This is a genomic window from Floricoccus tropicus (assembly GCF_001832905.1).
GTDB lineage: Bacteria > Bacillota > Bacilli > Lactobacillales > Streptococcaceae > Floricoccus > Floricoccus tropicus.
The window spans coordinates 30,752-42,829 of record NZ_MKIR01000026.1; the positions used below are offsets into that span (position 1 = coordinate 30,752).

Annotated in this window: 14 protein-coding genes; all 14 read right to left on the bottom strand. The window is 32.7% G+C overall.

Translation table 11 applies throughout. From position 1 onward, the window contains the following. Positions 1 to 206: 206 nt before the first annotated feature. A complete protein-coding gene (gene groL / locus BG261_RS09950) occupies positions 207 to 1,835 on the bottom strand; it encodes a chaperonin GroEL (RefSeq protein ID WP_070793176.1) in 1,629 nt (542 codons plus the stop codon). A 56-nt stretch (positions 1,836 to 1,891) separates the two neighbouring features. Continuing rightward, positions 1,892 to 2,176: a co-chaperone GroES gene (groES, locus tag BG261_RS09955; protein WP_070793177.1), complete on the bottom strand. Its 285-nt coding sequence runs from the start codon at positions 2,174 to 2,176 to the stop codon at positions 1,892 to 1,894. A gap of 203 nt (positions 2,177 to 2,379) precedes the next feature. Beyond that, positions 2,380 to 2,661 carry a PTS fructose transporter subunit IA gene (locus BG261_RS09960; protein ID WP_070793178.1) on the bottom strand — a complete coding sequence of 94 codons (282 nt, stop codon included), beginning with the start codon at positions 2,659 to 2,661 and terminating at the stop codon, positions 2,380 to 2,382. Positions 2,662 to 2,679: 18 nt separating this feature from the next. After that, positions 2,680 to 3,516, bottom strand: a complete 837-nt coding sequence (locus BG261_RS09965; protein ID WP_070793179.1) for a PTS system mannose/fructose/sorbose family transporter subunit IID — start codon at positions 3,514 to 3,516, stop codon at positions 2,680 to 2,682. Between the two features lie 2 nt (positions 3,517 to 3,518). Beyond that, positions 3,519 to 4,376 (bottom strand): PTS mannose/fructose/sorbose/N-acetylgalactosamine transporter subunit IIC, encoded by an 858-nt coding sequence (locus tag BG261_RS09970; RefSeq protein ID WP_070793180.1) that lies wholly within the window; start codon positions 4,374 to 4,376, stop codon positions 3,519 to 3,521. 34 nt (positions 4,377 to 4,410) lie between these two features. After that, positions 4,411 to 4,905, bottom strand: coding sequence for a PTS sugar transporter subunit IIB (locus BG261_RS09975; protein ID WP_070793181.1), 495 nt, complete (start codon positions 4,903 to 4,905; stop codon positions 4,411 to 4,413). Positions 4,906 to 4,932: 27 nt separating this feature from the next. Continuing rightward, complete coding sequence (locus BG261_RS09980) at positions 4,933 to 5,370, bottom strand: PTS sugar transporter subunit IIA (protein WP_070793182.1); 438 nt, start codon at positions 5,368 to 5,370, stop codon at positions 4,933 to 4,935. A gap of 140 nt (positions 5,371 to 5,510) precedes the next feature. After that, positions 5,511 to 6,815 carry an ABC transporter substrate-binding protein gene (locus tag BG261_RS09985; RefSeq protein ID WP_414653956.1) on the bottom strand — a complete coding sequence of 435 codons (1,305 nt, stop codon included), beginning with the start codon at positions 6,813 to 6,815 and terminating at the stop codon, positions 5,511 to 5,513. Beyond that, positions 6,808 to 7,479, bottom strand: a complete 672-nt coding sequence (locus BG261_RS09990) for a response regulator transcription factor (protein WP_070793183.1) — start codon at positions 7,477 to 7,479, stop codon at positions 6,808 to 6,810. The genes BG261_RS09985 and BG261_RS09990 overlap by 8 nt, the downstream gene beginning before the upstream one ends. Continuing rightward, the gene (locus BG261_RS09995) at positions 7,472 to 8,791 is read right to left on the bottom strand and encodes a sensor histidine kinase (RefSeq protein ID WP_070793184.1); all 1,320 of its coding nucleotides are present in this window, start codon (positions 8,789 to 8,791) and stop codon (positions 7,472 to 7,474) included. The genes BG261_RS09990 and BG261_RS09995 overlap by 8 nt, the downstream gene beginning before the upstream one ends. Then, entirely contained in the window at positions 8,792 to 9,754 is a 963-nt protein-coding gene (locus tag BG261_RS10000; RefSeq protein WP_070793185.1) for a sugar ABC transporter substrate-binding protein, read from the bottom strand. Positions 9,755 to 9,876: 122 nt separating this feature from the next. Then, positions 9,877 to 10,674: a Cof-type HAD-IIB family hydrolase gene (locus BG261_RS10005; protein WP_070793186.1), complete on the bottom strand. Its 798-nt coding sequence runs from the start codon at positions 10,672 to 10,674 to the stop codon at positions 9,877 to 9,879. 160 nt (positions 10,675 to 10,834) lie between these two features. Next, a complete protein-coding gene (locus tag BG261_RS10010) occupies positions 10,835 to 11,503 on the bottom strand; it encodes an HAD family hydrolase (protein ID WP_070793187.1) in 669 nt (222 codons plus the stop codon). A 98-nt stretch (positions 11,504 to 11,601) separates the two neighbouring features. After that, the gene (locus BG261_RS10015; RefSeq protein ID WP_070793188.1) at positions 11,602 to 11,991 is read right to left on the bottom strand and encodes a single-stranded DNA-binding protein; all 390 of its coding nucleotides are present in this window, start codon (positions 11,989 to 11,991) and stop codon (positions 11,602 to 11,604) included. Positions 11,992 to 12,078 lie beyond the last annotated feature (87 nt).

Here is a 12,078-nt window from a genome sequence, read left to right on the forward strand (position 1 = left end):
TATTATTTTCGAATGAAATGTCTACATATGGTATAAATGCTTATAAATAGAGTATTTTCAGCTGTGTATTTCAGTGTCTTTTTTTATAAAAAATCCAAAAAACACAATATGTAGTGTTAAAGATAGAAATAAATACTTCGAAAACACCGCATATTGTGTAAAAGAAAACCCTTTAGATTAATATCCAAAGGGGTTATTTTTATAAACTACATCATTCCGCCCATCATAGATGGATCCATTCCCATTCCTGGCATTGGAGTTTCTGGTTCAGGTTTATTGGCAACAACTGCTTCTGTTGTTAAGATTAGGCTTGCAACTGATGCAGCATTTTGAAGTGCTGAACGAGTAACTTTTGCTGGATCAACGATACCAGCTTCAAGCATGTTAACCCATTCACCAGTTGCTGCATTGAATCCTTCATTAGCATCGCTATTTTTAAGTTTTTCAATTACTACGCTACCTTCGTAACCAGCATTTGTGGCAATTTGACGAACTGGCTCTTCAAGAGCACGTACAACAATATTGCGTCCTGTAGCTTCATCACCTTCAAGCTCAAGTTTCGCAACTTCTCCAATTACGTTAACAAGGGCAGTTCCACCACCTGAAACAATACCTTCTTCAACTGCAGCACGAGTTGCATTGAGTGCATCTTCAATACGAAGTTTCATTTCTTTAAGTTCTGTTTCTGTAGCTGCACCAACTTTGATTACAGCAACTCCACCTGATAATTTAGCAAGACGTTCTTGTAATTTTTCACGGTCAAACTCGCTTGAAGTTTGTTCCATTTGTGAACGAATAACTGCTACGCGATTTGCAATTGCATCTTTTGAGCCAGCTCCTTCAACAATAACTGTAGAATCTTTATCTACTGTTACTTTTGAAGCTGAACCAAGAGAATCAACTGTTGCATCTTTAAGTTCAAGACCTAAATCCTCAGTAATTACTGTACCGCCTGTAAGAATTGCAATATCTTCAAGCATTGCTTTGCGACGATCACCAAATCCAGGTGCTTTAACTGCTACTACATTGAAAGTACCACGGATTTTATTTAATACTAGTGTTGGGAGAGCTTCTCCATCAACATCATCAGCAATTATTAATAATGGACGATTTTGTTGAAGAATTTGTTCCAATAGTGGAAGAATATCTTGGATGTTTGAAATTTTTTTGTCAGTAATTAAAATATATGGATTATCAAGGTCAGCAACCATTTTTTCGTTATCAGTTACCATATATTGAGAAAGGTAACCACGATCAAATTGCATACCTTCAACTACTTCAAGTTCAGTATCCATCCCACGAGATTCTTCAATGGTAATTACACCATCTTTTCCAACACGTTCCATAGCTTCAGAAATGTACTCACCAACTTGTTCAGAACGACTTGAAACACTAGCAACTTGAGCAATTTCTTCTTTACCGTTTACTGGTTTTGCAATTTCTTTAATTGTTTCAACTGCCTTGGCTGTTGCTTTCTCAATACCACGACGAATACCAATTGGATTTGCTCCTGCAGTAACGTTTTTAAGACCTTCACGGACAATCGCTTGAGTTAAAACAGTTGCCGTAGTTGTACCATCCCCTGCAATATCATTTGTTTTTGATGCTACTTCTGAAACAAGTTTTGCACCCATATTTTCAAAATGATCTTCAAGTTCAATTTCTTTTGCGATAGTCACACCATCATTTGTAATTAAAGGTGATCCAAAGCTTTTTTCAAGAACAACGTTACGACCTTTTGGGCCTAATGTTACTTTCACTGTATCTGCTAATATATCTACTCCACGTACCATTGCGCTACGTGCATCTGATGAAAATTTAATATCTTTTGCCATTTTATATCTGCTCCTTTATTTTAACTAAATATTTTTATTGATTATTTTAATATCATTTACTCAACAATAGCTAAAATTTCTGCTTCACGTACTATCAATAGTAGTTCATCATCAACTTTTACTTCAGTTCCTGCAAACTTTTCAAAGAATACTTCATCACCAACTTTTACTGATGGTTCAACTAAATCACCATTTAATGTGCGACTTCCTGCACCAACGGCTACAACTTCTGCTACTTGTGGTTTTTCTTGCGCTGCACTAGCAAGCACGATTCCACCTATATTTTTTTCTTCTTCCTTTTTTACACGTAAAACAATACGATCACCTAATGGTTTTAACATTATAGATAGACCTCCAATTTTTATTTTTTAGCACTCATCGTTTTCGAGTGCTAACTACTCTATTATTCTAATGCTTTAGTCAAAAATAGTCAAGAAAAAATACTCAAAATTTACATATATTTTTGCTTTTAAATTCATAAAAAAAGAATCGATCTCCCAAACGATTCTTCTTTTTATGTATATTTTTACAATAAACTTTTCTATTATTTTATAGCTCTTTCAAGGCTGTCAATTACTTTAGCTACGTTCTTTTTCCCTTTATTTATTCCATAACTAAATAACATCATTCCTAAAATTCCAAGTAATATCAAGACAACACCAAGAATTAATAGTATTAGATTTTTATTATGAAACAAATATGCTAGCATTGCACCGATACTCGAAACTAGAAAGAATAATGCAAACCATCTTCCCAAGTTATCAATCATGTGTTTTTGATAAGAAATTTCGTTTTCATATGCTTCTATTAATACTTGATTTTCCATTTATTACTCCTATTATTTTTAATATGATAGTCCTGGATTGAAGAACCCTACAAGCACCCCAATAAAAGCAATGACAACTAAGAGTAGCATAACTTTGATTGGAGAAAGATTTTTCTTAGCCATTAACCACCAACAGAATACAATAAAGATTGCTGTAAGAAGACCTGGATAAACAGAATCCAATTTATCTTGCAAAACAAGATAGGGTTCACCTGATTTATCTTTCAATTGGAAAGCTGTTTTAATTGGAACCCATGTTGCTGCAACAGCACCTATAACCATACCACCAATAAGTGAAATAGCTTTTCTAATTGCTTGTCCTTGAGGACCAACTAGGAATTCTACTGCTTTATCCCCTAATTCGTAACCTTTGAAATATGCAAATCTCATCCCGAAGTAGGCAAGCAAGTTCCATACAATAATATAGAATATTGCTCCAATTGGTGACCCACCAGTTGAAAGACCTAATGCGATACCAAGAATAATTGGAATTAACGTTCCAACAATAAGTGAATCTCCAATACCTGCAACTGGACCCATAAGACCTGCACGTAAACCATTAATTGTTTCATCATCTACGTCAGTTGCTCCATTAGCACGCGCTTCTTCAAGACCTGCTGTAATACCAACAATAAGTGATCCTAATTGAGGTTCAGTATTAAAGAAGGCAGTGTAAGTTTGCATTGATCTTGCTTTATCATCTTCGTTATCATATAATTCTTCAACGATTGGAAGCATTGAAGTTAGATAACCAAATGTTTGCATGTGTTCTTGAGAGAAACAAGTAAGGTTACCATAAAACCAATGGTGAAAAGATTTTGTTAGTGTTTTTTTAGAAATTTTCTTTTGTTCCATTTTTAGATATCCTCCTCGTCATCATCGTCAAAATCTACTTGTCCACCACCTGCACCTGCGGCGACTTTCATATTTTTAACCATTTCAATTTCATAAGTAATTACAGCAAATATTAATGATATGACTGCACATGATACTAAATTTAATCCAACTGAAGCAGCAAGAGTAAATCCAACGAAGAATGGTACGAAATCAACTGCCTTTTCAACGATTTGTTTTAATAAAATAGCAATCCCTACACATGGTAGAAGAGAACCAACTGTAAATAAGGTCTTCATTGGAATACCATCCATTGGAAGAGCATTTTTAAGTGCTGTAACCGCTGTTGATCCTAGTTTACACATAATCAAGGTTGGTAAAAATGAAAATACAAAATGTGAAATCCATGGTAAACGCCAGTTTACTGTATATAATTTCTTAAAATTCCTATTTTCAACTTCTTTCCAACCCATATGTTGCCAAATAAGGTTCATTGTAGCAGTTCCATAAAAGAGAACTGTTCCAATAGTACCAACTAATGTACCCATTGATTTTGCTAAATTTGCTGCTTCAGCAGAATCTGCTGAAAGTCCTTGTGAGTGGATCGCAACCATTGCAAGAGGAATACCAATATACGATACAGCACGTAAGTCTGCAGATACAGTTCCTCCTGGTGTTACAAGTGCTATATAAACCAATTGCATAGCAACACCACAAATAATACCTGTTTTTACATCACCAAGAATCAAACCACAGACTAAACCACCTACTAAAGGACGGCCTAGGGTGTAGTTACCAACGGTAGTACCACCAAGACCAGGCATTGATGATAAACAGGCAAATAAGCCAAGTAAAGCGGCTTGTAGCCAACTTATTGTCATAATAATTACTCCTTAAGTATTCTATTATTAATTCCTAAAATCCAAATTTTCCTTTAAAGTCATCCCAGTAGCCAATAGATACATCTGGTAATAATTGAAATTTAACCTTGTATCCTGCTGCTTGAATTGCTTGAAAAGCTTCAGCTTCTTCTTGTGTTATTGATTGGTTATTCCCCAATTTAACAGCTCCTGGTCGATCATTACAAGGACCAACAATAACTTCTTTTACATCGCTTGGAACAAAAGCTTGATCAACTAAAATTTCTTTCATATCAACTGGGGTCTTAGTTATTAAGAAATACTTATCATTTGAATCCAAAACTTTTTGAGATTTTGCTTTCCATGCTTCCTTAGTCCAGACAAAGGTTTTTTTATCTGATGCAGCTTTGTATGCTTGTTTAAGAACTGAATTTCCTGCAGCTGCATCATTAACTGCTACTAATCCATCACATGGATATTCTTTAGCCCAACGTGTTACTGTTTGACCATGAATCATACGGTCATCGATTCTTACAAATGAAACTGACATAATTTTTCTCCTTATATTTACAAAATTTTAAATATCGTCTTCATCGTCATCAGCTTCTTCACTGACAACTTTAAATTCTTGAATTGAAGCTTGTGCTTCCGCAAGCACTGCATTTACTAAATCTTCTCCGCTAAGTACATCTTTCATAACAATTGATGTTAAAGCCATTGAGAGGTTCATTCCTCCCATAACAGTAGCGTCATTTAGTTTCCCTAATTCGGATAAAACATTTAAAGCTGTTGTTAACGGGCTTCCACCAACAATATCAGCTAAAACAACAACAGAATCATCCTCCGTTAAAAATTTTATAGACTCTCTAAACTTAATGGCGAATTCATCGACTGAACTACCATTTGCAAGACCAACTGCAACAACTTGATCCATTTTGTCTTCAGCAAACATCGCTAGAGAAGTTTTTAAACCTTCTGCAAATCCTCCATGACTTACAAGCAATAAATATCTCATTTCATATCTCCTATCTATATTTTTATTTTATATAAATTGTAAACGCTTTTAAATTGAAGTTTGTCACTGTTCAAATATGACAATTGCAATATTTAAAGTGACAAATGTCACATTCAAATCTAAAAAAAATAGACTTTCGTCTATTTTAATTCATCTTCAATGGACTTTTGTATATTAGCTAATTCCGTATCAATATTATTATTGCTAATCGCCTTTGTAATAAGATAATCAGCTTTCTCTTCAACAGAATTATACTTTTTAAATTTAGGTTCATTTACTGCATTATCCATCATAGTATTCAATGTATCTACACTTAAAGCATTTGAACCAAAGTCGTCATCCTTTAATAATGACTTTGTTGCACTGCTCTCCATGACTCTTTTCAAAACAGATGTGCCTTGCGATGTAGCAAATACTTCTTGCTGAGTATTATCATCATCACATAGAAGCTTTAAAAATTTCCATGACAACCTTGCATTCTTTGTTTTAGAAGATACTCCAAATAAGGACGTACTGAGTTGAGTTCCATTAATATTTTTTTCAAGCGAAGGCATCTTTACACATGTCCAAGAAAAAGTTGAATACTTAGAAACATGGTATGGATATGGTTTGTAAGTCCTATACTGAGCCAAAGTCATCGGCGAAAATGCTACATGTCCCTCATCAAAATCATCTGATGTCACCTTATAGTTACCACTTAGTTTGTTCAATTGAGAAATAAAATTCAATGATTTTTTTACAGGTGTGGTATTGAAATATGCTTTTGTCCCTTCATCATTAAAAATTTTTGAACCAGTAGCAGCAATTGCCATTTGCCAGGTATAATCAGTGGATCCGAACTGATCAATTATCCCATTATTATCAGTATCACGAGTTAGTTTACTACAAATATTATAAAAATCATCAAGGGTCCAGCTTGAATCAGGTATCTTAATTCCCTCTTTTTCAAGTAAATCTTTATTAATGCACATCATAGTTGGATTACTTTCAAAAGGTAGGGCATACTGAGACCCTCCATACTGTCCCGATTTAAATGTACTTCCATAAAAATCATTAGTGTCAATAATATTATTTACTTTTCCATCTAATTTCATCAAAGCGTTAGTTGATGCTAATAGGTTAAAATCATTTTCTGGAATAATAAATACATCTGGCTGCGTGCCTTTTATTATATTTTCAGACAACCAATCTGAATAATCATCTTTTGGTATACCACTCTCATATTCAACTTTTACATTTGGATTTTCTTTTTCAAATCTTTTAATTGCATTATCAATAACTTTGTTTTCCTTAGCATTTGGAACATTCCAACTGCTCCCAGAATATGTGCCAAGTCTCAGAACTGTTGTCTTTTTTCTATTGTAGATGATAATTACAAAAATTAATATTGATAGAGCTGTAATACATATTATTAAAATTTTATTTTTTCTAGTCATATCAATCATCAAAATTTCTTGTAGTAATGCCAGTTTGAACAGCCCAAATAGCTAATTGTGTCCGATCACGTAAGTCTAATTTTGATAGAATATTTGAAAGGTAATTCCTAACTGTACCCTCTGATAGAAAAAGTTTAGCGGCAATCTCTTTATTTGAAAGTCCAAAGCCAACTTGTTGAATAGTTTTCCATTCAGTTTTACTCATATCAGATAAGTTATCTTCTTCAACTTGAATTGTGTAATTTGATTGAGCCATTTGAGAAAAAATTTTAAATACTTTAGTAGCAATATCTGGATTGATCATTGCCCCACCACTATTAACAGTAATTATAGCTTGATAGAGTTCATCCATTGAAATACCTTTTAAAATATATCCTGAAGCACCATATCTTAATGCACTATATATGAAATCATCATCATCAAAAGTTGTTAATATGATTATTTTAATATCAGGATACTTTTCCTTCACTGCCTTTGTACATAAAACTCCATCCATAACTGGCATACGTATATCCATCAAAATTACATCTGGTTTATTGTGCGGAATTTTTTCAAGTACTTCTTTACCATCACTTGCAGTTCCAATTACTTCAATATCACTATGTGCTGATAAAACAATTTTTAGTGATTCTCTAATCAGTTCTTGATCATCTGCTATTAATACTTTAATCATCCATCTCTCCTTTCACCTTAGGAATTTCAATATGTGTTTTAAAACCATTGTCATTACAAAATGTAACTTTACCCCCAATTATTGCAAGTCTTTCTCGCATTTGAGTTAAGCCATAACCATAATTGATTTCTTCACAACCAACTCCATCATCTTGAATATCAATTATAAACTCTTCTCCACTTAACATTGATATTTTTACGTTGTTAGCATGACCATGCCTTAAAGAATTTGTCAGAGTTTCTTGAATAACTCTAAATATTATATCTTCTTTAGTACTGTCTAAATCAACAGAATCCCACTCATATAATAAATCAATATTAATCTTAGATAAATCTTCATATTCCTTAATTACCTTGTCAAGAGCATCCTTCAATGTCCTCTCCTCTAGAGCACCTGGCCTTAACTTATTTAAAGATCTCCGTACATCCACAATTCCTTCTCTTACAACATTTGAAACACTGCTTAACTGCTTTTTCGCAATAGTAGGATCATAATCAATCAACACCATTACTGCATCGATTCCTGCTGATATACCTGTCAATGCATGGCCTAAAGTATCATGTATTTCTCTTGATATTCTTTTTCTTTCCCTGTCCTCAGCTATTTTTTCTGTTAGAGCAACATAATTATTCAATTGAGTATTAACTCTTGAAACCATTTTTACTTCTTCTTCAATATTATGCCTTTCTGTCACGGAGTACATAATGAAACTGACCATTGAAATTATGAATACAATTATATTAAGTGAAACCAAAAAGTTCTTCAAAAAAAGAATTAATATTTTAATCGAGGATGGAAGAAAACTGATGTAGGTATCTAGTGAGGGGATTTTTATGATTAACGACAATAAATCGTAGTTGGAAATGAGCATCATACCGAAACATAAAATGATAAATGATAACCAATATTTTTTGTCTTTTGGCGCAAAGAAATCTTTTGAGCTATAAAATATATCTGTGAAAACTAGTAATACGAGACCGTTATAGGATGATTGCAGTGAAATAAATACTCCAACCATTAAAATAATTTCTAAGATTGCAAAACGGTCAAATAAAACTTCTGATTTTGATTCATGACTTCCACGATAATAAATTACTCCCAAAAGAAGTGCAAATAAGGTTATCGACCAAAAAAATATTTTTGTTGGTGAGTTAGGAATCCGAGCTAAATTTTCAAGTAAGGAGTGACTTGCACCCGTAGCTACTATGTATTTCGTACAAAATAGATAGAGGGAAGCATTATAAACGACCGCTAAAAAATTTATAAAAATTAAAATATCCTTTGAAAATTCTATACTTTTAATTTTATTCATTTACTGCCATCCCCTTATATCAAAGTTGGTAAGTTTTTCTTTATCAATAAACTCAACTGGCACTATTATTTCCTTATCCGTCTTTTTTCCTTTCACTAAATCATAGACGACATCTATTGCATTTTGCCCAATTTTTACTGGAAATTGAGCTACTGTTCCTGTTACCTCATTTTTATCTTGTAAGAGCTTCTTCATATCTGGTGAGCCATCTATGCCGTAAACATATATTTTATTATTTATATTGTTTTCTTTAAGTGCTGCTAATGCACCTATTGCACTTTGGTCATTTAATGCCATGACTACATTAAATTTCTCACCCTTGGAAATTAAATTGCTAACAATAGGCATCGTTATTTCGGTTTGACCTAAGGTCTCTACCCTGTCAATAATCTTATAATTTGTATTTCCTTTGATAGTATCTGTAAATCCTTTAATCCTATCCGTTGCGGACATTGTGCTGCTATGCTCTAGCAAAAGAATTTCTGCGTTATTGATCCTCTTTTTCATATCCTCAGCACATAGAACGCCAGCCTTATAATTATCTGAAACAATTGTACTATCAACATTTGAACTATCTTTTAGTTGGGTATCAACGACAACAATTTTTATACCAGCATCTTTAGCTTTTTTTATTGCAGTATTTAATTTTTTATTATTACTATCAATTGGATTAATAATAATTGCATCAACTTTCTTATCTACAAACGACTCAATCTGTAAGCATTGCTTATCTATATCCAATGCAGGGTCTCGTGTATAGAGGATATCATGATTTTCATCAACTCGTTTTTCAATTTCATCATTAAGAGTCTTATAAAAGACATTATTCATAGTCATATAAGAAGAGCCAATTCTAATCTGGTTTGGTACTACTGGTAAAAATTTATAGCAAAGGAAAACAATTATTACAAATGCTATTCCACTTATTATTGAACAAATCAATAAAGTATTTCTTTTTTTCATGTAAATTTCCTTTTAAGTCTCATACTTCATTGTTAATTATATCACACTATAGTTTCTTAAATGATTTATCTTAAAAAGATATTCATAAATCAAAAAAATTATAGGAAGTGAATATTAATATATCATTTTATTTTTTGCAAAATTTGTCCAATACCATCATCATTATTACTTGGAGCAATATTATGTATTTCCTCTTTCATTTTTTCTGGTGCATTTTCCATCACGTATCCTATCCCTACTGCCCTTAGCATTTCTAAATCGTTAAAATTATCTCCGAAAGCCATTGTATCTTCAATAGCTACTTTATAGTGTTCAGCAAGAAATTTTACTGCAAAATCTTTCCCAACTCCTTTTGACATTATCTCCATAAAGGCAGGTGATGATTTTGAAATTGAAAGCTGGGGAAATATTTTCTTCAATTTTTCTTCCTGATAAGTAATTTCTTCAACGCTACCCATGAGCAATAATTTATGAACAATATTAAGATTTTTAATGTCTGAAATAGTTGAGTCTATAGATTTGACTTTTACAATGCTTTCTTCCAAATCAACCTTTGATCTATCATTTGATTTTTGCGAAAACCATTCATGCCCACTATAGACATTCCAAGTTGTAGATGGCATATTTTTTTCAACATAATTACAAATATCTACTGCCGTATCAACAGACATTGGAGAAGATGAAATTATTTTTCCACTCTCATCCTGAATTAAGGCTCCATTGTAAGATACTATCGGACTTTCAACAGGAATATCATTCATTATGTTCTTTATCGCTTCAGGCATTCTAGCTGAAACAGGGATAAACGGAATTCCTGCAGATATGATTCGTTTTATCTCATGACACGTTAAATACCCCACCACATGATCGTTTGTTAGCAGGGTCCCGTCTATATCACTAAATACTAATTTTGTACTCATAATTACCTCTTTTTTAATATTTAGATAGGTGATTAATAAATGAGAATAATTACAATACTACTTAAATAGTATATCACATTTGAAAACGCATACAAATATTATAAAAAAAGACTGAATAGCTTAATGGTTAAAGTAATCAGTCTTATTTATTTTAATTATATTATTTATTATCTTCAATAAAAGCTGGAACATCAGCGAGGCTATCTAGAACTGCAATTGTTTTAGAACGCAATTCTTCGTCAGGTTGGATAAGATCAGGAATCATTATTACCGGAATACCAGCAGCATGTCCTGCAATTACACCATTGTTAGAGTCTTCAAGAATAAGTAAATTATCCATATCAATCCCTAATACTTCATGTGCCTTATTAAAAATTTCTGGATCGGGCTTAGCATTTTTCACATCTTCAACTGAAACAATGTTTGAAAAACGATCAAATAAATTATTCTTCTTCAAGAGATCTTCAATTATATCTTTATTATTACTCGAAGCAACAATTTTAGGAATATTATTTTCTTCTAAATATGAAAGCAGTTCTAATAATCCTGGTTTCATTTCAGCAACTCCACTTTTAAGATAATCTACCACTCGTTCATAAGAAAGCTTAATAAAATCATTTACTAAATCAGATCCAAACTCTTCATCATACATTTGATGATAAGTTGCCCAGATTTCACTATCTCCAACACCTAAGAATCGATTATAGACCTCAGCATCATAAGGAATTCCTAATTCATCTGCGACTTCTTGACTTCCACGGTAGTAGATACTTTCAGTATCAAAAATTAAACCATCCATATCAAAAATGACAGCTTTTATATTTTTCATGTTAAACCCTTTCTTATTGTTATTACTTACCTATTAAAACATTTTTAGTCAGGGGCTTCAATCTAAAAATAAAGTTCCGAATAATCAGGCTTTAAAATTTAAAAAGGCATTTCCTCTTCCTCAAGAATCAAATCGGTTGTATCGTAATTATTTTCTCGCAATGCTTGGGCTGCACGGCTTTCAAGTAGTTCAAACGCTGTGCACAGAATTTCTGTTTGATAACGTTTTTGATCCTGTTTATCAGTGTATGAACTTGTTCGAACTTCTCCTTCAAGTGATAATAAGGCACCTTTTTTACCATATGAGGATAGGAGTTCCGCAAGTTTTCCCCAAGCAATAACAGAAATGAAGTCGGCTTCTTTTTCCCCTTCTGAATTTTTAAACTTTCGGTTAACAGCGACAATGAAACGAGTGAAATTTTTATCAGTTGGGGTTTTCTTTAATTCTGGTGTATCAGTTAAACGTCCAATTAGCATTGTTTTATTCATGAAAAGTATTTGAGAAAACTTATTTTTTATTTATGGATTTATCTATCTTATGACTTATCCATATTTCTAGCAGTTTTCCCTTCCTCC

Coding starts and splice junctions, on each gene's coding strand:
- BG261_RS09960 (WP_070793178.1), bottom strand. CDS start 2,661: ATGGAAAATCAAGTATTAATAGAAGCATATGAAAACGAAATTTCTTAT.
- BG261_RS09995 (WP_070793184.1), bottom strand. CDS start 8,791: ATGAATAAAATTAAAAGTATAGAATTTTCAAAGGATATTTTAATTTTT.
- BG261_RS09985 (WP_414653956.1), bottom strand. CDS start 6,815: ATGATTGATATGACTAGAAAAAATAAAATTTTAATAATATGTATTACA.
- groES (WP_070793177.1), bottom strand. CDS start 2,176: ATGTTAAAACCATTAGGTGATCGTATTGTTTTACGTGTAAAAAAGGAA.
- BG261_RS10005 (WP_070793186.1), bottom strand. CDS start 10,674: ATGAGTACAAAATTAGTATTTAGTGATATAGACGGGACCCTGCTAACA.
- BG261_RS09980 (WP_070793182.1), bottom strand. CDS start 5,370: ATGAGATATTTATTGCTTGTAAGTCATGGAGGATTTGCAGAAGGTTTA.
- BG261_RS09990 (WP_070793183.1), bottom strand. CDS start 7,479: ATGATTAAAGTATTAATAGCAGATGATCAAGAACTGATTAGAGAATCA.
- BG261_RS10010 (WP_070793187.1), bottom strand. CDS start 11,503: ATGAAAAATATAAAAGCTGTCATTTTTGATATGGATGGTTTAATTTTT.
- BG261_RS10015 (WP_070793188.1), bottom strand. CDS start 11,991: ATGAATAAAACAATGCTAATTGGACGTTTAACTGATACACCAGAATTA.
- BG261_RS09970 (WP_070793180.1), bottom strand. CDS start 4,376: ATGACAATAAGTTGGCTACAAGCCGCTTTACTTGGCTTATTTGCCTGT.
- BG261_RS09965 (WP_070793179.1), bottom strand. CDS start 3,516: ATGGAACAAAAGAAAATTTCTAAAAAAACACTAACAAAATCTTTTCAC.
- BG261_RS10000 (WP_070793185.1), bottom strand. CDS start 9,754: ATGAAAAAAAGAAATACTTTATTGATTTGTTCAATAATAAGTGGAATA.
- BG261_RS09975 (WP_070793181.1), bottom strand. CDS start 4,905: ATGTCAGTTTCATTTGTAAGAATCGATGACCGTATGATTCATGGTCAA.
- groL (WP_070793176.1), bottom strand. CDS start 1,835: ATGGCAAAAGATATTAAATTTTCATCAGATGCACGTAGCGCAATGGTA.